At 70.0% G+C, this 18526-nt stretch carries 16 protein-coding genes and 1 pseudogene; 12 read left to right on the forward strand and 5 right to left on the reverse strand.

The genetic code is table 11. The features are described 5' to 3' along the window. Positions 1-98 precede the first annotated feature (98 nt). The 5 genes and pseudogenes from AB0L64_RS14950 to AB0L64_RS14970 all read left to right on the forward strand — a co-directional run bounded on the left by AB0L64_RS14950 (position 99) and on the right by AB0L64_RS14970 (position 7117). Positions 99-1162 (forward strand): annotated as a pseudogene (locus AB0L64_RS14950) (IS630 family transposase). 249 nt (positions 1163-1411) lie between these two features. Then, positions 1412-3232 carry a hypothetical protein gene (locus tag AB0L64_RS14955; protein ID WP_363710685.1) on the forward strand — a complete coding sequence of 607 codons (1821 nt, stop codon included), beginning with the start codon at positions 1412-1414 and terminating at the stop codon, positions 3230-3232. Between the two features lie 36 nt (positions 3233-3268). After that, complete coding sequence (dapB, locus tag AB0L64_RS14960; RefSeq protein WP_363710686.1) at positions 3269-4015, forward strand: 4-hydroxy-tetrahydrodipicolinate reductase; 747 nt, start codon at positions 3269-3271, stop codon at positions 4013-4015. 36 nt (positions 4016-4051) lie between these two features. Continuing rightward, entirely contained in the window at positions 4052-4495 is a 444-nt protein-coding gene (locus AB0L64_RS14965; RefSeq protein ID WP_363710687.1) for a hypothetical protein, read from the forward strand. A 123-nt stretch (positions 4496-4618) separates the two neighbouring features. After that, positions 4619-7117 (forward strand): tetratricopeptide repeat protein, encoded by a 2499-nt coding sequence (locus AB0L64_RS14970; protein WP_363710688.1) that lies wholly within the window; start codon positions 4619-4621, stop codon positions 7115-7117. 370 nt (positions 7118-7487) lie between these two features. Here AB0L64_RS14970 and AB0L64_RS14975 read toward each other — a convergent pair whose 3' ends face one another. The 4 genes from AB0L64_RS14975 to AB0L64_RS14990 form a co-directional block, all read right to left on the reverse strand. Beyond that, positions 7488-9185, reverse strand: coding sequence for an alpha/beta hydrolase (locus tag AB0L64_RS14975; RefSeq protein WP_363710689.1), 1698 nt, complete (start codon positions 9183-9185; stop codon positions 7488-7490). Between the two features lie 111 nt (positions 9186-9296). Further along, entirely contained in the window at positions 9297-9854 is a 558-nt protein-coding gene (locus AB0L64_RS14980; protein WP_363710690.1) for a helix-turn-helix domain-containing protein, read from the reverse strand. Between the two features lie 6 nt (positions 9855-9860). Next, positions 9861-10463 (reverse strand): GNAT family N-acetyltransferase, encoded by a 603-nt coding sequence (locus AB0L64_RS14985; protein ID WP_363710691.1) that lies wholly within the window; start codon positions 10461-10463, stop codon positions 9861-9863. Positions 10464-10481: 18 nt separating this feature from the next. Continuing rightward, positions 10482-11669, reverse strand: coding sequence for a DUF418 domain-containing protein (locus AB0L64_RS14990; protein ID WP_363710692.1), 1188 nt, complete (start codon positions 11667-11669; stop codon positions 10482-10484). Positions 11670-11834: 165 nt separating this feature from the next. On the opposite strand from AB0L64_RS14990, the gene paaA reads away from it, so the two are divergent. The 6 genes from paaA to AB0L64_RS15020 are packed head-to-tail and all read left to right on the forward strand — an operon-like array spanning position 11835 to position 15979. Then, positions 11835-12764, forward strand: coding sequence for a 1,2-phenylacetyl-CoA epoxidase subunit PaaA (paaA, locus tag AB0L64_RS14995; RefSeq protein ID WP_363710693.1), 930 nt, complete (start codon positions 11835-11837; stop codon positions 12762-12764). Continuing rightward, a complete protein-coding gene (gene paaB, locus AB0L64_RS15000) occupies positions 12761-13042 on the forward strand; it encodes a 1,2-phenylacetyl-CoA epoxidase subunit PaaB (protein ID WP_355690052.1) in 282 nt (93 codons plus the stop codon). The genes paaA and paaB overlap by 4 nt, the downstream gene beginning before the upstream one ends. Then, positions 13039-13773, forward strand: a complete 735-nt coding sequence (paaC, locus tag AB0L64_RS15005) for a 1,2-phenylacetyl-CoA epoxidase subunit PaaC (protein ID WP_363710694.1) — start codon at positions 13039-13041, stop codon at positions 13771-13773. The genes paaB and paaC overlap by 4 nt, the downstream gene beginning before the upstream one ends. Continuing rightward, the gene (gene paaD, locus AB0L64_RS15010) at positions 13767-14246 is read left to right on the forward strand and encodes a 1,2-phenylacetyl-CoA epoxidase subunit PaaD (protein ID WP_363710695.1); all 480 of its coding nucleotides are present in this window, start codon (positions 13767-13769) and stop codon (positions 14244-14246) included. The genes paaC and paaD overlap by 7 nt, the downstream gene beginning before the upstream one ends. Further along, positions 14247-15332, forward strand: a complete 1086-nt coding sequence (gene paaE / locus AB0L64_RS15015) for a 1,2-phenylacetyl-CoA epoxidase subunit PaaE (RefSeq protein ID WP_363710696.1) — start codon at positions 14247-14249, stop codon at positions 15330-15332. It abuts the gene before it with no gap. A gap of 26 nt (positions 15333-15358) precedes the next feature. Further along, positions 15359-15979, forward strand: a complete 621-nt coding sequence (locus AB0L64_RS15020) for a hypothetical protein (RefSeq protein ID WP_363710697.1) — start codon at positions 15359-15361, stop codon at positions 15977-15979. 109 nt (positions 15980-16088) lie between these two features. Here AB0L64_RS15020 and argG read toward each other — a convergent pair whose 3' ends face one another. Next, entirely contained in the window at positions 16089-17522 is a 1434-nt protein-coding gene (gene argG / locus AB0L64_RS15025; protein ID WP_363710698.1) for an argininosuccinate synthase, read from the reverse strand. A 178-nt stretch (positions 17523-17700) separates the two neighbouring features. Between argG and AB0L64_RS15030 the strand changes: the two genes are divergently transcribed. After that, complete coding sequence (locus tag AB0L64_RS15030; protein WP_363710699.1) at positions 17701-18513, forward strand: metal-dependent hydrolase; 813 nt, start codon at positions 17701-17703, stop codon at positions 18511-18513. The last annotated feature ends 13 nt before the right edge of the window (positions 18514-18526 follow it).

Raw genomic sequence — 18526 nt, forward strand, 5'->3', positions numbered from 1 at the left:
CCAGCGATCCTACCGACCCAGATTTAGTGCCTTAACGGCACACTAACCAGTCCCATCACCGCAGGTCAGCGCGATCTGGTCCCCAAAAACCTGTCGACGTGACCCAAGTCAGGTTGGTGTTGCGTGAGGGTGACGAGGAAGGCTTGGTCGCGTTGACGCGGGCGTCGAGTGTGCGGGCCGGTCTGGCGCAGCGGGCGCGGATCGTGTTGCTGGCCCTCGCAGGGGGTCTCGAACACCAAGATCGCGGAGTTGGTTGGTGTGTCGCGACCGACGGTGATCGGCTGGCGTGAGCGTTACGGCGAGCGGGGGCTGGCGGGGCTGGACGACGAGCCGCGTGCGGGCCGGCCGCGTACGGTCGATCACCGGGGCATCGTTGCAGCGACGTTGACACCGCCGCCGAAGAAGTACGGCGTGACGCACTGGTCGTCTCGGCTGCTGGAGCGGCATCTGCGGATCGGGGACGCCACGGTCGCGCGAGCGTGGCGGGAGTTCGGGGTGCAGCCGTGGCGGTCGGAGTCGTTCCGGTTCTCCACCGACCCCGAACTGGTCGCCAAGGTCACCGACGTGGTCGGCCTGTACCTGGCGCCGCCGGACAACGCGATCGTGTTGTGTGTGGACGAGAAGAGCCAGATCCAGGCACTGGATCGCACTGCCCCGATCCTGCCATTACAGCCAGGACTGGCCGAACGCCGCTCGCACGACTACGTCCGGCACGGCACCACGACCCTGTTCGCCGCACTCGAGATCGCCACCGGCCAGGTCACCGCGGCCTGCAAACCGAGGCACCGCCACCAAGAGTTCCTGCCTTCCTCAAGCAGGTCGCTCGCGCCCACCCCGGCCGCGAACTGCACCTCGTGATGGACAACTACGCCGCTCACAAACACCCCAAGATCAAGGACTGGCTGGCCGACAACCCCGCGTGAGCGTGCACTTCACACCCACTCACGCGTCCTGGATGAACCTGGTCGAGGTGTGGTTCTCGATCATCGAGCGCCAAGCCATCCACCGCGGCACCTTCCGATCCGTGCACGAGCTCAACGCCAAGATCCGGCGCTTCATCACCGGCTGGAACGACCGATCACACCCCTTCGTCTGGACCAAGACCGCCGACCAGATCCTCAAGAAGGCGAACCGTCAGAAGACCTCAGACGCGGGGCACTAGGACAACGGCCCGGGTATCGTCTCGACTGGACGCCGGTTTCACGGCTGCTCAACCGCGAAAGGTCCCTGTCACGGACACGACATCATCGTGAAAGCACCGGGCCAGTCGGGACACTAGCCATGAGCGGTGGTCGCGGGCGTACCGGCAATGTCCGGCCAGACCGTCTCGTGTCACTTCGCGGAGGAAGCGCAGACCGCCTACTCACACGCGTGAGCGATAGGTCTGGAGTGATGGCCTAGGGTGGCGGCCGTGAGTACGGTTCCCTCGGCAGGCAGACGGTTCGTGCTGCTTGCCGGGGTGATCGTGGTGGCCGGCGGGCTGGCCGCGTGGTGGATTCTCACCGCGGGCCGGGCTGCCAACGAAGGATTCGACATCACCGACGAGGGCTACTACCTGCTCTCGTACCGGTGGTGGGACAGTAACCCGCTGGCGCTGACCGGTGTGCAGTACGTGTACGGCCCGGTGTTCGAGTGGTTCGGGTACGACATCGTCAAGCTGCGCTTCTTCCGGCTGTTCACCGTGGTCACCGTCCACCTCGTCTTCGGCTACAGCTTCATGCGCTGGCTGCGCGGCCGACGACCCGGCGCGCCGCCCACCCGGCTGTGGGAGGCCGCGGGGACGGCGGTCGTGCTCGCCGCGGGCGGGATGTGTTACAGCTGGATCCCGCAGTCGCCCGGCTACAACGACGTCGTCCTGCTCGGCGCGCTCACCTTGGTCTCGTGCGTGCTCTGGACGGCCACCGCCGTCGACCGCGGTACGTCCATCCCGTTCTGGGTCTTCCTCGTCGCCGGTCTGGTGATCGGCGCGATGGTGCTGGCGAAATGGACGTCGGTCGTGGTGATCGGGCTGATCGTGATCACCGCGGTGGTCGTGCTGGCCGGCCAGGGGTGGCGATCCGTTGCCCGGGGCATCCTTTTCGCCCTCGGCGGGCTGGCGCTGGCGGCGCTCGTCGTGCAGCTCTTCGTGGTCCGTCTGGACGTCGCGGTGCCGGGCATCCTGGACGTCAACAAGTTCATCGCCGGTACGTCGTACACGCCGCCGCAGCTGCTGCACCTGTACTGGTCGAGCACAGTCGACCTGATCGGCCGGACACTCGTCGCCCACGGTCTGCTGCTGGTCGCGGTCGCAGTCGCCACGATCGCCCGCTGGCGTTGGCTCCGGATCGCCGCCGCGGTCCTCGGGGCGGTCGCCTTGGTCTTGTCCGTACGACGCGTCGCCGTCACCGAGGGCGCACTGGGCGGTTCGCAACACATCGCGATGTACGCCGAGACGCTGCTGGCCGCCGTACTGGTTGCCATCGTCGCCGGCGCCGGCGCACTGCTGGCGGGTCGCGCGGGCGTCACGCCCCGCTCCCGGTTGAGTCGTGAGAACACCCGGACCTGGGTGATTCTCACGCTGCTCGTCCTGCTGCCGCTGGTGCAGGCGTTCGGCACGAACACCCCGCTGTACACGATCGGTTTCAACGCGTTCGCCGCCTGGGCCGCGGTCATGATCGCCGTACTGACCGGGATCTGGGCGACTCCGCTCATGGCGCGGCTGACCCTCGCACTCGTGCTGGGCGGGGTCCTCGTCGCGACGTCGAGCATCGCGTACACCGGCCTGTTCCGCTACCCGTATCGCTCCGTCGGTCACTCGCAGCTGACCGCGGCCGCGACGATCCCCGCGCTGGAAGGCGTCTACCTGTCGCCCGCCGCCGAGGAGAAGTTCGGCCGTCTCGCCGCGGACCTGAAGCCCTACACCGAGCCGCCCGGACGGCCGGTGCTCGCCTTCGACAAGATGGCCGGCCTGGTCCTGATGCTCGGCGGCCGCCCGCTCGGCGAGGCCTGGATCGCGCCGAAGGAACGCACGCGCACCGCCGCCGGGATCGAAGCGGCCTGCCGCGCGGAGCGTCCGTCCAGGCCGCCGCTGGTCATCCTGAACCGGGCGATCTCGGACGTGGAGATCAACGCTCTTCGGGCCTGCGGACTCGACTTCCGCGCGCAGTACGAGGAGCTCGCGCCTGCACGGGAGACCATCGGCCTGCAGGTGTGGATCCCCAAGGCCGAGCGGTCCGACCGTGCCGCCGGATGAGATCCTGTTCCCGACGATCGGACAGGAAGGTTTCGCATGATCAAGGTCGGTGTGCTGGGGGCCAAGGGCAGGATGGGCGCTCAGACGTGCCTCGCGGTCGAGGAGGCCGCCGACTGTGAGCTGGTCGCGCAGCTCGACCAGGGCGACGCGCTCGACGCGCTGACCGCGGCCGGCGCCGAGGTGGTGGTCGATTTCACCCGTCCCGAGGTCGTGATGGACAACCTGGCCTGGTGCATCGAGCACGGCATCCACGCCGTCGTCGGCACCACCGGCTTCGACGACGAGCGGCTCGCCGCCCTGCGCGAGCTGCTCGCGAAGGCGCCGGGGACCGGTGTGCTGATCGCGCCGAACTTCTCGATCGGCGCCGTGCTGATGATGCAGTTCGCCGCGAAGGCCGCGCCGTACTACGAGTCCGTCGAGATCGTCGAGCTGCACCACCCGGACAAGGTCGACGCCCCGTCCGGCACAGCGCGCCGGACGGCGGAGCTGATCGCCGACGCGCGCCGCGAGGCCGGCTCCGCCCCGATCCCGGACGCGACCACGACGGCGCTCGACGGCGCCCGCGGCGCGGACGTCGCCGGGATCCGGGTGCACGGCGTCCGGCTGCGCGGCCTGATCGCGCACCAGGAGGTGCTGTTCGGCGACGAGGGCGAAACGCTGACGATCCGGCACGACTCGATGGCGCGCGTCTCGTTCATGGCCGGCGTGCTCCTCGGCGTCCGGCGGATCGGCGGCGCGCCGGGCCTGACCGTGGGTCTCGAGCACTTCATGGATCTTTCCTGACCGGGGTGGTGGGGCGAGGAAGGCAATGACACAGCGATGAGGGCCAAGCAGACCGCGTTCGTTCTGGCGGTCGTGTTCGTCGCGTACGCCGTCCTGATCGGCTGGCGCGGCGTGCTGCTGATCGAGGTCGGTACGCCGGTCCCGGTCGTGCTCGGCGTCGCGGTGCTGGTCATCCCGCTCCTCGGCGGCTACCTGGTGTGGCGCGAGATCCAGTTCGGCCGGCGGACCGAGGTGCTGGCGCGCGAGTTGGAGGCGGCCGGTGGCCTGCCGGTCGACGACCTGCCCCGCAGACCGTCCGGCCGGGTCGACCGGGCCGCCGCGGACGAGGCCTTCGGGCGGTACCAGGCGGAGGCGGAAGCGGCCCCCGACGACTGGCGCGTGTGGTTCCGGCTGTCCACGGCGTACGACGCCGCGGGGGACCGGAAGCGGGCCCGAGAGGCGATGCGGACGGCGATCGCGCACCACGACCGGACCTCGTGAGTTACCCGGGAGTTCGCTGTGAACGTCCCGAGATGACTGACAACCGGGTGCGGAACGGGATATTTTCAGGAAGGTACGTGGCAGCCGCCACGTAAAGGGTCGGAGACTGGGTGGAGCCGTCCTGTGCCATCAGACGGGTCTCGCCGTGGCTCGGACGACGTGCAGGGGGCAGGGTTCGGTGGCCTGCTGCGACGGCATCGGCGGGAGGCCGGGCTGTCGCAGGAGAAGCTGGCGGAGCTCGCCGGTCTGAGCGTCGACGCGATCGCGGCATTGGAGCGGGGGAGGCGACGTGCGCCGCGGGCGCACACGCTGCGCCTGCTCGCGGACGCGCTGCGGCTCGGTGATGCGGACGTCGCGGCGCTGACCGCGGCCGCGCGCCAGGAGGCCGACACCGCACGGCTGCCGCTTCGGCAACCGCCGGCGCCGATCAGCGAACTGATCGGGCGGACGACCGAGCTGACCGCGACGACACGCCTGCTGGGGCAGCGAATCACTCGTTTGCTCACCTTGACCGGGCCCGGCGGGGTCGGCAAGACGCGGCTCACGCTGGCGCTCGCCGGCCGCGTGGCTGACAACTTCCCGGACGGCGTCTGCTGGGTGCCGCTCGCCTCGGTGACCGACTCCGCGGCCGTGGCGCCGACGGCGGCGACCTCGATCGGCATGCATCTGCTGGAGAGCACCCGGCTGGTCGAGGAGATCGCCGAGCAGATCGGCCGGAGCACGATGCTGCTCGTGTTCGACAACTGTTCGCACCAGGTCGCGACGGTCGGCCGGATCTGCGCAACCCTGCTCGAGCACTGCCCGAACCTGTCGATCCTCGCGTCCAGCCGCGAGCTGCTCCGGCTGCCGGGCGAGAGCGTGTACGTCGTACCGGCGTTGTCGCTGCCGCACGACGCAGACCAGTTGGCGTCCTCGGAAGCCGTGCGGCTGTTCGTCGAGCGCGCGACGGCGCGTGGCTACGACCCGACCGGCCAGCTCGACCAGGTCGCGCGCGTCGTACGCCGCCTGGAGGGCATGCCGCTGGCGATCGAGCTGGCCGCGGCGCGGACGAACGTGATGACGATCGAGGAGCTGGCGACCGAGCTCGAGACCTCGTTCAGCATCCTGGCCGGCGGCCCGCCGACCGCTTCGCCGCGCCAGCAGTCGATGTACGGCGCGATCGAGTGGAGTCACGCGCTGCTCACCCGGACCGAGCGGGACGCGTTCGCCCAGTTGTCGGTGTTCGCGGGCGGCTGGACGCTCGGCGCGGCCGCCGCGGTCATGCCCGGCGGCGCCACCCGGGCCGAGGCCCTCGACCTCATCGGCAGGCTGGCGGACAAGTCGCTGATCCGGGTGGTCCGGCGCGGCGGCATCGCGCGGTACTACATGCTCGGGGTGATCCGGGAGTTCGCGGCCGATCAGCTCCGGGCGTCCGGCGAGACGGACGAGGCTGCTGCGCGGCACGCCCGGTACTACGTAGAGCTGGCCGAGGAGTCCGAGAGCCATCTGCGCGGACCGGACCAGGGGGAGTGGCTCGAGCGGTTGGAAGGCGAGCTCTCGAATCTGCGCGCCGCGATGGCCTGGGCGCTGCGGACCGGCGCGGCCACCGAGGCGCTGCGCCTGGCCGGTGGCCTGTGGCTGTTCTGCTACCTGCGCGGCCATTACGCCGAGGGCAGCCAGTGGCTCGAGCGCGCTCTGCAACTCGGCGACTCGGTGCCGGCCGAACAGATCGCGGACCTCTCGGCGGTGTGCGCGAAAGCGAACCTGGGCGCCGGAACGCTGGCGTTCCTCCAGTGCGAGTACGACGCCGCGACCGCGCGACTGCAGACGGCTCTGCGGCAGTACAAGGAGCTCGACGACCCGGCCGGTACGGCGTTGGTGCTGCAGCGCCTCGGCGGGGTCGCGCGCGAACGCGGGGACTACGAGGCGGCCGAGGACCTGCACTGCGAGAGCTACGACCTGTACGAGAGTCTCGGCGACCGCGGCGGCATGGCCTGGGCGCACAACCACCTCGGGTTCGTGGCCTGGCTGCGTGGCGACCTCGAGATCGGGGAACGCCGGTGCCGGCGGGCCCGTGACAGCTTCCGGGTCGTCGGCGACGGCGAAGGACTCGCCTGGTCGCTGATCAGCCTCGGCGCGATCGCGCAATACGGCGGTGAGCTCGTCGAGGCGGAGGACCTGCTGCAGGAGAGCCTCGCGCTGTCGCAACGGCTCGGCTACCGCGAGGGCGTCGCCTGGTCGATGAACCTGCTCGGCATCATCGAGCGCCGGCGCGGCCTGACCGAACGCGCCGTCCACCTGCTCGACGAGAGCCTCGCCGAGCATCGTGACCTGGGCGACCGGTGGCGCTCGGCCAGCGTCCTGGAGGAGCTCGCCGCCGTCGCCCAGCAACGCAAACGCAGCGAGTACGCCGCCTTCCTGCTCGGCGCCGCCGACGGGGTGCGCGACGTCATCGGCGCGCCGGTGCCGGTGATCGAGAAGGCCGATCGTGAGGCGACGCGAGCCGCCGTCGAAGCATCCCTCGAGCGGCGGGCCTTCCGGGCCGCCTGGTCGGCCGGCCGCGCGGCGCCGTTGGCCGCGGTCGCGGACGGGTACCCGCCGCCCGGGGCTCCATCGACCGCACGGACCCGGGATCCGCTCTGAGACCGATGGTGCCTCGCGAGACACCACGACCTGGGGGATCGACGGTGCCCCGCGAGGGATCTGGTGGCACGGATGGCGAATGCGTGACCCGGCCGGCTGTGTCTCTGTCTGACCCCCCAGGCAGTCCCCCCACCTCACAGCCGGCCGAAGCCACGTCGGCGATGGTCACCGTCGTCGAGCCCTCCCAGTCGACGCCCGGTTCCTCCGCGCTGACTCAATGTTGTCGTTATCACGCTGTGTCGCACAGGGACGGAACCCTGACATCGCCCTGACAAATTTGTCCTGACAACGAAAGCCTCCGCCGGAATTCGCCGACGGTGACCGTGAACTGCCGGTCCGTAGATGAATTCCGGCGGCTGTCAAACGCTCGTTACGGCAGATATCCGGAAATCGCCTTGGCGAATCCCGCGATCTTCCGCAGCGGGGCGCCGCTGCCGTCGTCGAAAGCGGGTTCCTCGGTCTCGGGGGCGGGAATCCCTTCACCAGCACAGGAAACGTCCTTGGCCGGCGCGACACCGGTGGTGAGGAACGTGTTGACGATCCGGTCCGCGCAGCGGTTCACGCCGCCGTACACGCCGTGGTCGCCCTCGCCCGTGACGGTCAGCAGCCGCGAGCCGGCGTACCGGCTGTGCGCGGAGGCGGCCAGGCTGTAACTGGTCGCCGGGTCGTGCACCGACTGCACCATCAGCGTCGTGGGCAGGCCTTTCCCGGTGGGCGTCGGCATCGTCAGGTTCGGCCGGTCCCAGTAGAAGCAGGGGTTCTGGGTCATCGTCCAGCCGACCAGCGGGAAGTGCGGACCGAGCCGGGCGGCGAGTTGCTCGCCGTACTCGCGGCCTTGCGGCCAGACCGTGTCGTTGCACGTGATCGCGGTGAAGGTGGCGTCCTCGGCGTCGTCCGCACCGAGCATCCGCAGGCCGACGGCTTCCCGGCCGGCGCGTTTCACGAGTTGCTGCCGGCGGGCCGGCGAGAGCGCGTCGACGTGGCGTTGCGCGGCCCGCGGACCGCCTTTCGCCTGGGCCGCGGAAAGGTCGGTGAGGAACAACAGGTCGGCCGCGAGGGAATGGAAGTCGAGTTTCGAGTACATGTCGCCGGACACCATCTGGTCGAGGACGTTCTCGTCATAGGTGACGTTCACCGCGCCGTCCAGGAACTCCTCGGTCGCCGGCCGTTCCTTCAACGTTCGCCGCAACCGTTCGTACAGCCGGATGACCGCGCCCGGTGACGAGCCGAGGTGCAGTTGGGCGTCGTACCTGGCCGCCCAGGGCGCGAAGTCCTCACGGAAGCGGCGCTCGAAGGCCTGCGGCTGGCTGACGAACGTGTCGAGCCACGTCCTGGTGAAGTCGGTGTTCGAGTCCAGCACGAAGCGGCCGACGTGCTCGGGGAAGTAAGTCTGGTAGTACGCGCCGAGCCAGGTGCCGCCGGAGTACCCGAGGTAGTCGATCTTGTCGTAGCCGAGCAGCTGCCGGATCAGGTCCATGTCCTGCACGGTCTGGGCCGTCGTGATGTACGGGAGCAGGCCGCGGGACTGGCGGTCGCAGTACGTGTTGGCCATCGCCGACGCCTCCGCGATCAGGTCGCGGTTCGCGGGGTCGCGGTCGCGGGCGTCCATCGTGTAGCCGGGCGTCCCGTCGCAGCTGACGTTCGAGCTGCCGCCGGTGCCGCGCGGATCGAAGCCGACGGCGAGGTGGTCCTTCGCGAGCGGCGCCTGGCTCGCGAGGTACGGCGCCATCCCGAGGCCCGCGCCACCCGGCCCGCCCGGGTTGCCGAACACCACACGGCTCGGCTTGCCCTTGGCGGGCGCGACCTTGCTGACCGCGATCTGGAGATCGTTGCCGGAGTACTGGTTGGCCCAGTCGCGCGGAACGGTGATCTTCGCGCAGAAGGTCCGCATCTCGGGTTCGCCGCAGAGGTACCAGTGCGGTTTCTGGTCGAGGTACTTGTTCGCGACCGGATGTGGTCTGTCGACGACGGTCTCCGTTTGCATGGAGGCGGTCGCTCCCGACCCCGGCACGACGAGAACAGCGGCAACGGACAGCCCTAGGCCGACGGCCAGGGGAAGGTACTTCATACGGACTCCAGCGGATGGCCATGCGTGATCGGTCCGTGACAATCTGTCATGCTCGCTGACAACCGTCGAGCACCACCCCCGGCTCGTCGCCGATCGGCGGCCTGCTATCCGCTATGCGCCGGACGACGGCAGGAAGTACGCGAGCATCCGGATCCGCCGGCTGCCCTCGGGCTGCTCGGTGCGGTTCAGGTACGGCTTGAGCATCGTCTCCAGGTCTTCCTGGATGGTCCGCAGTTCGTCCGCGGTGACCGTCATACCGGCGTTGAACAGGCCTGCCGCCCGCGCCCAGTCCAGCTCGAGCTTCGGCTCGGTCTGCTCGACCCAGTCCCGCGGCACCTGCTCGTAGTTCAGCAGCATCGCGTTGCTCAGCTCGCGCGCGGCCAGTTGGACCTCCTCGGGCCCGGATTCCGGCACCTCGAAGAACACACCGCGCCCGACCGCCCGCCACCCGTCGCCGTCGGCGACGAGCAGGCCCACCTCGGCGAGGCCTTCGACATGTCCCCGGGCTTCGGCGGATCCGACCCCGACCTGCTCGGCCAGCTCCGCGATGGTCGCCGTACCGCGGGTCAGCCGGTCCAGCAGCGCGAGGCGCACCGGGTGCGCGAGAGCGCGCAGGGCGGCCGCCTCGGTGAGGACCATGTCGCCGACGTCGTTGACCTCGACCTGCATGGACGGCTACTCCGTTCCGGGGTCGGTGTGGAGGCGGATCTGCTTGATCCGGACCGACTCGTCGCCGTAGAGGTCGAGTTCGCGGTGGGCGCCGTCAGGGGCCCAGCCCGCCTCGGTGTAAAACGCCCGGAGGACGTCGTCGGTGGAGTTGACCCAGACGGTGACCCGCTGGAAGCCGTCGGCGCGGATCGTGTCGACGACGGCGTTGAGCAGCCGGGAACCGTGGCCGGCGCGCGTGGACTCCGGGTCGACGGCGAGCTCGGCGATCAGTGCGTCGCGCTGCGGGTCGGCGTCCGGGTCGTCGGACGGCATGATGGCCGCGAAGCCGACCAGTGTGCGGCCGGCCAGCGCCACCATCACCCGGTTGCGCGCCTCGCCCGGGGCGACCAGCGCGGCCCGCCACTGGGCCGCGAACTGCGCAGGGTTGAGCTCGGCGAGGACATCGGCCGGTAGCAGCCCGGCGTACGACGTACGCCAGGCCGCGACCTGGATCTCGCCGATCGCGTTGGCCTCCGCGGGCAGCGCCAGCCGCACGCTGGTCTCGGCTACGGGCGTCTCGGCGGACAGATCCGAGAGGTTGGCGGGTTCCGGTACGCCGAAGTCACTCATGTGCGCAATCCTCGCAAGTCAGTACACGAGCCGCCGCAGCAGGGTCTCGGCCGGTCCACGGTAGGAACGCAGGCTCATCGCGTACGCCCCGGCGACCGAGACGATCCAGACGCCGATCGCGACCAGCGCCGCGGTGTACGCCGTACTTCCGAAGAGGTCGAGGTCCAGCGTGAAGGGTGCCAGCAGAACCATCCACGACACCGACTGGAACAGGTAACCGGACAGCGACCGCTGGCCGAGCGCGGCCATGGCCCGCACCGGGAGCGACCGCCTGCGGAGCCGGGCGACGAGCAGACCGAACAGCGCGACGTACCCCGGACCGCCGAACATGCCGGACACGTGGGACAGCAGACTGAGCGCGTCCACCGCGTTCTCGTCGACGTGCAGCCAGCCGGCGCCGGCCAGCGCGAGCGGCAGCCCGCCGACGAACGTCAGGCCGAGGCAGCAGACGGCGACGCGCGTCAGCAGGGTCTTGTGTGCGGCCGGGTTCTCCAGCACCTGCTTGCGGGCGGCCCAGATACCGAGCCAGACGATCACGATGAAGGGCAGCACGCTGGCCATGTGCAGCGGGTACTCGTGCAGCCGGTCGACCAAGCTGCCCAGGTACGACGACGCGTCCAGCGACGGGTTCGGCGAGTTGGTCAGCGCGTGGGCGGGACCTGAATTGTCGACGACCGCGAGCACAGCCGCGGCTCCGACGACAAGGACCTCGACCGCCATCAGCGCCCAGATGCCGAGGGCGATCCGGTGGAACTTGTCGCCGCGGTTGAGCAGGAACAGCGTGCTGGCGATGCCGACGACGCCGTAGGCGCCGAGGAAGTCGCCGAAGTACAGCAGCGACGCGTGCGCGAGGCCGAAGGCGATCAGCCAGGCGTTGCGCTTCAGCAGGATCCGCCGCACGGCACCGGTGCCGGCCCCCGACGACCGCTGCCGGCGGGCGAGCTGCACCAGGCCGTAGCCGAACATCACGGCGAACACCGGGTACGCCCGGGCGTCGACGAAGGTGAGTTTGAGGAAGTTCAGCACGCGTTCGAAGCCGTGGGGCGCGCTCTCCACGCCGGGCTGGCCGGCGAACGCGTAGTTGGCGCTGTTCGCCAGGCCGATCAGCAGCAGCATCGCGCCGCGGATCAGGTCCGGCGCGAGTGCTCGCTCGCGGCCGGTGACGGGCCCGCGGTGGTCTACGGCCGGGGTGAGTGTGGTGGTCACGGAGTCCTCCGGGAAACTGTTTAGCCCTTGAACGGATGACAGAATCCTCGCCGTCCGTGACAGCTCTTCCCCAGTGCGTCAGACCCACTCCCCGGGGTAGGTCCAGCACCACCTTTGTGACACCTGTTGTTGATTCCGAGAAAAAGTGTCACATATGCTGAGGGTATGGACGACAGCTTCCAGGCGACCATCGACGCCGACGGCCGGATCGAGCCGCGGGACGCGATGCCGGACGGGTACCGCAAGACCCTGATCCGGCAGATCGCGCAGCACGCGCACTCCGAGATCATCGGCATGCAGCCGGAGGGCAACTGGATCAGTCGCGCGCCGTCGCTGCGCCGCAAGGCGATCCTGATGGCGAAGGTGCAGGACGAGGCCGGCCACGGTCTCTACCTGTATGCCGCCGCGGAGACGCTCGGCGTCGACCGCGCGGACCTGCTCGACCTGCTGCACAGCGGCAAGCAGAAGTACTCCAGCATCTTCAACTACCCGACGCTGACCTGGGCCGACATCGGCGCGATCGGCTGGCTGGTGGACGGCGCCGCGATCGTCAACCAGGTGCCGCTGTGCCGCTGCTCGTACGGTCCGTACGCGCGGGCGATGGTGCGGGTCTGCAAGGAGGAGTCGTTCCACCAGCGGCAGGGCTTCGAGATCCTGCACACGCTGTCCCAGGGCACCGAGGCGCAGAAGGCGATGGCGCAGGACGCCCTGGACCGCTGGTGGTGGCCGTCGCTGATGATGTTCGGCCCGCCGGACGCCGCGTCGACGCACTCGGAGCAGTCGATGGCGTGGGGGATCAAGCGGCACAGCAACGACGAGCTGCGGCAGCGGTTCGTCGACATGACCGTCCCGCAGGCCGACGTACTCGGGCTGCGGGTGCCCGACGACGGCCTGACGTACGACGAGGTGTCGGGTCACTACCGCTTCACCGAGCCGGACTACGCGGAGCTGTACGAAGTTGTCAAGGGCAACGGTCCGTGCAACCGGCAGCGGCTGGCCAAGCGGGTCAAGGCGCACGAGGACGGCGCGTGGGTGCGCGAGGCCGCGGCGGCGTACGCGGCGAAGCAGGCTGCTCGTCAGGAGGCCGCGGCATGAGCGTCGAGCCGTTGTGGGAGGTGTTCGTGCGGTCGCGCCGCGGGCTGTCGCACACGCATGTCGGTAGCTTGCACGCCCCCGACGCGACGATGGCATTGCGGAACGCGCGGGACGTGTACACGCGCCGCCAGGAAGGCGTCTCGATCTGGGTGGTGCGGGCGTCCGACATCACCGCGTCCAGCCCGGACGAGAAGGACGAGTTCTTCGACCCGGCCGGCGACAAGGTGTACCGGCACCCGACGTTCTACGAGGTCCCGGAAGGTGTCGAGCACCTGTGAGCGACCTGTTCGTCTATACGCTCCGCCTCGGCGACGACGCGCTGATCGCGGCGCAGCGTACCGCCGAGTGGATCGCGGCCGCGCCGCAGCTCGAGGAGGACGTTGCGCTCGGCAACATCGGGCTGGACCAGCTGGGGCAGGCCCGGTCACTGCTGCAGTACGCCGGTTCGCTCGACGGCCGCACCGAGGACGAGCTGGCGTACTTCCGCGACGAGCGCGAGTTCCGCAACCTGCAGCTGTGCGAGCTGCCGAACGGCGACTTCGCGCACGCGATGGCGCGGCTGCTCTACTTCGCGACGTACCAGCAGCTCATGTACGACGAGCTGCGGTCCTGCGCCGACGAGACGCTCGCCGGTGTCGCGGGGAAGGCGGTCAAGGAGGTCGCGTATCACGTCGACCACGCGACGCAGTGGGTGCTGCGCCTCGGCGACGGGACCGACGAGAGCCACCGCCGCATGCAGGCAGCCCTCGACGCGCTGTGGCCGTACACCGCCGAGATGTTCGAGTCGGACGCGCTGGTGCAGCGGCTGGACGTAGCCGTCGATCCCTCGACTCTGCAGGACGCCTGGACCGATCGAGTCCTGGCTGTCATCGACCAGTCGACGTGTGAGCTACCGTCGTCGTCCTATCAGCACACCGGCGGTCGCGACGGTCGCCATACCGAACACATGGGCTACCTCCTCGCCGAACTCCAGCACGTCGCGAGATCCCACCCAGGTGCGACATGGTGACCGACGAGGCGATCCTCGAAGCGGTCGGCGAGGTCACCGATCCGGAGGTGCCGGTCCTCACGATCGACGACCTCGGCGTCCTGCGCGGCCTCCGGCACGAGGGCGACGAGGTCGTGGTGACCATCACCCCCACGTACTCCGGCTGCCCGGCGATGGACCTGATCCGTCACGAGGTCGAGCTCACGCTCCGCTCGCTGAACGTCGACGGCCGCGTCGAGACCGTGTTGTCGCCGGCCTGGACCACCGACTGGATGACCGAGACCGGCAAGGCCAAACTCACCGAGTACGGCATCGCCCCGCCGACCGGTCGTCGAGCCGTCGGCGGACCGGTGGCGCTCGCGCTGACTGTGCGCTGCCCGCTGTGCGGCTCGCCGGACACGACGGAGCTGAGCCGCTTCGGTTCCACCTCCTGCAAGTCCCTGTGGCGCTGCAACAGCTGCAAGGAACCCTTCGACCACTTCAAGGCGATCTAGATGACGACCGTCGCCCCCCGCCGCCGCGCGACCTTCCATCCGCTCAAGGTGGCCGCGATCGAGGCGATCACCGACGACTCGGTGGCGATCACCTTCGCCGTGCCGCCCGAGCTCGCGGACGAGTACGAGTTCGCCGCAGGCCAGCACCTGACGATCCGCCGGACCGGGGAAGAGGTTCGCCGCAGCTACTCGATCTGCTCGCCCGCGGGATCGGGCGTGCTGCGGATCGGCGTGAAGCGGATCCCCGGCGGCGAGTTCTCGGCGTACGCCGCCAACGACCTGAAGGCCGGCGACGAGCTCGAGGTGATGACCCCGCTCGGCCGGTTCGGTACGACGTTCGACGCCGCGAACGCCAAGCACTACGCGTTCGTCGCCGCCGGCAGCGGCATCACGCCCGTGCTGTCGCTGGTCGCGACGGTCCTCTCGATCGAGCCGTCGAGCCGCGTCACGCTGCTGTACGGCAACCGCACCGCGGGGTCGGTGATGTTCGCCGACGAGCTGGCCGACCTGAAGGACCGGTACCCCGAGCGCTTCCACCTCGTGCACGTGCTGTCGCGCGAGACGACCGAGGTGGAGCTGTTCAGCGGACGGATCGACGCCGATCGGCTGCAGCGGATGTTCGCGACGATCCTCCCGCTGGACTCGGTCGACGAGTGGTTCCTCTGCGGCCCGTACGCGATGGTCGTCGGCGCTCAGGACCTGCTGCTGGCCGAGGGCGTCGCGCGCGAGCACGTCCACGCCGAGCTCTTCCACGTCGGCGACGAGGCGCCCACGGCACCCGTCGAGGAATCGACCGCCGACGAGGACGCAGCGCAGGTCACCGTGATCCTCGACGGTCGCCGGTCGACGTTCGCGCTGGGGGAGCACTCCAAGGCGGTGCTGGACGCGACGCTCGCCGTACGGTCCGACGCCCCGTTCGCCTGCAAGGGCGGCGTCTGCGGCACCTGCCGTGCCAAGGTCCTCGACGGCAACGTCCGGATGGACACCAACTGGGCGCTGGAGCCCGACGAGATCCGCGCCGGCTACGTCCTCACCTGCCAGTCCCACCCGACCACACCCCAGGTGACCCTCGACTTCGACGCCTGACCCCGCGGCCTGGTTCACTCCCCGGCATGTCCGAACCCTTTCCCGCGCCCCGTCCGATCACTGCCGAGGAACGCCAGTACATCGCGGACGTCGAGAACTCGCTGCGTCCGGCCTTTCTGCACGCGGTCGCGGAGGAGTTCGGGCCTGCCGACCGCCCGGCGGCCGAGATCGCGGAACAGATGTCCGCGGCGGCTCCCGGCCACCGTCTGCAGACGGCCGTCGAGGCACGCATGAACTCGGGCACGCACTTCGAGGCGCTACCGGCGGAGGAACGGTCGGCGGCTGCCCAGCAGGCCGCGCTGGTGACTGCGCAGGCGGTCTCGCAGCTGAGTGTCCGGACCTCCGACGGTCGGCTCGGTGACCTCGCCGGGCGGGGAGCCGATCGCGTGCTCCGAGGGCAGTACGAGAAGCTGGCGCAGGACGCGGCCGGCCGCGCGGGCCTGGTGCTGGGTGGCGCGATCAACCGCGCGCGTTTCCTGCAGGTGGAGGAGATCCGGCGGCAGTCGGGCGCCGGGATGACGCCGCCGTCGCCCAGAACAGGCACCAGAACCGGCACCGGCACCGAAGCTCGCTCCGAATCCGGCGACGGTGCGGCCGCCAGGCCGGCCGATCGGGCCAGGGGCACGCGCGGCCACGGGCGCGGCTGACCGGCCCCGCCCGGCCGACGCCGCCGGCTGATCGGACCCGTCCGGCCCAGTCGAGGGCCGCGGTCGCATCTCGCTGGATGCCGTTAACCGCGGCCCACGACTGAAGATCTCAGTCGGTGCCCGACTCCATCGCGGCCCGGTCGAGGAGCTCGTCCTCCTCGGTGGCCTCGCCGCGGGACGCGATCGCCTCGGCGCCGCCCTTGGGGAGTTCACCGATCAGTTCGGTCGAGGACGCGAGCGCGGGGTTCGCGGAGCCGAACATGCCGAGGCCGGCGTACTGCTCCAGCTTCGAGCGCGAGTCCGCGATATCCAGGTTCCGCATGGTCAGCTGGCCGATCCTGTCGACCGGGCCGAACGCCGAGTCCTCGATCCGCTCCATCGACAGCTTGTCCGGGTGGTAGCTGAGGGCGGGACCGGTGGTGTCGAGGATCGAGTAGTCCTCGCCCCGCCGCAGCCGCAGCGTGACCTCGCCGGTGACCGCCGTACCGACCCAGCGCTGCAGCGACTCCCGGATCATCAGCGACTGCGGGTCGAGCCAGCGGCCCTCGTACATCAGCCGGCCGAGCTTGCGGCCCTCGGTGTGGTAGCTGGCCAGCGTGTCCTCGTTGTGGATCGCGTTCACCAGCCGCTCGTACGCCGCGTGCAGCAGCGCCATCCCGGGCGCCTCGTAGATGCCCCGGCTCTTCGCCTCGATGACCCGGTTCTCGATCTGGTCCGACATGCCGAGCCCGTGCCGGCCGCCGATCGCGTTCGCCTCCAGCACCAGGTCGACCGCGGAACCGAACTCCTTGCCGTTGATCGTCACCGGCCGGCCCTGCACGAACCCGATCGTGACGTCCTCGGCGGGGATCTCCACCGTGGGGTCCCAGTGCGCGACGCCCATGATCGGGTCCACCGTCTCCACCCCGGTGTCGAGGTGCTCGAGGGTCTTCGCCTCGTGGGTGGCGCCCCAGATGTTCGCGTCGGTGGAGTAGGCCTTCTCGGTGCTGTCGCGGTAGGGCAAGCCGTGCGCGACCAGCCACTCCGACATCTCCTTCCGGCCGCCCAGCTCGTGCACGAACTGCGCGTCCAGCCACGGCTTGTAGATCCGCAGCTGCGGGTTCGCGAGCAGGCCGTACCGATAGAACCGCTCGATGTCGTTGCCCTTGAACGTCGAGCCGTCGCCCCAGATCTGGACGTCGTCGTCGAGCATCGCCTTGACCAGCAGGGTGCCGGTCACCGCCCGCCCGATCGGGGTGGTGTTGAAGTAGGTCCGCCCGCCCGACCGGATGTGGAACGCGCCGCAGGCGAGCGCCGCGAGACCTTCCTCGACGAGCGCCGCGCGGCAGTCCACCAGCTGGGTGATCTCCGCGCCGTAGGCCGTCGCACGGCCGGGCACGGACGCGATGTCGGGCTCGTCGTACTGCCCGAGATCAGCGGTGTACGTGCACGGGATCGCACCCTTGTCCCGCATCCACGCAACCGCAACCGACGTGTCGAGACCACCCGAGAAGGCAATCCCGACCCGCTCACCGACCGGCAAAGAAGTAAGCACCTTGGACACAGGAAAAGTATGCATCACTCTGCATGATTATGCAAAGCGATCCCGTCCTTGAGCCCCCACCAACCGGATTCCGCCGCCGGATCTGGTTGGTGGGGGCTCAAACACGCGCGAGGTGGGTCTGCGTGGCTGATGGGGGTAGTGGGGCTGGTGGGGGAGGATGGATGTCGAGCTGAGGGGTGTGAGGCGCGGGATGATGGGGCGGTCGCATGCGTTGTCGGGGTGGTGTGCCGGGCTGGCGGTGGCGCCGCTGGTCGGGCTGACCACGGTGGCCGAGGTGGTGCCGTTCGCGGCGGCCACGGCCGGCTACGCCCTGGTGCCGGACCTCGACCATCCGGGCGCGAGCGCGTCCCGCCTGCTCGGTCCGCTGACCCGGCTCGTCTCAGCCGTGGTGCGGGCGTTCTCGGGCGTCCTCTACGCGGTGACCAAGGGGCCGCGCGACGAGGACAGCACCGGCAAGCACCGCCACGCGACGCACACGCTGGTCGCGGCGGTGCTGCTCGGCATGCTCGCGGCCGGCCTCGGCGACCGCGGCAAGTGGGCCGTTCTGGCGGTCGCCGTGACCGGCCTCGTGCTCGCCGCCGACGCCCTCGGCGACTGGATCGTCTTCGCGGTGCTCGCCGCGGCCGGCTGGACCGTCGTCGGCGCCGAGGCCCTGCCCGGCACCGCGGCGGCCGATGCCCTGCGAACGGGCCTGACGCAGATCGGCGGATGGATCGGCGCGGCGGTCGCGCTCGGCATGTTCGTCCACTGCCTCGGCGACAGCCTCACCCGCTCCGGCTGCCCGTGGTTGTGGCCGCTCCCGATCCGTGGCGAGACCTGGTACGAGCTCCGTCTCCCGAAGCCGCTGCGGTTCCGGACCGGTCACTGGTTCGAGCACGCCGTGATCGTGCCGGTCCTGACCATCGGGGCCGTCCTGCTGCTGCCGGGCGGGCTGCAGGCCGTCGAGCGGCTCTTCGACGCGACGAGCGTCTGGCTCGCCGGCCGCTCCTGATCTCGGTCCTGAT

The organism is Kribbella sp. NPDC051936 (genome assembly GCF_040680955.1).
Lineage (GTDB): Bacteria > Actinomycetota > Actinomycetes > Propionibacteriales > Kribbellaceae > Kribbella.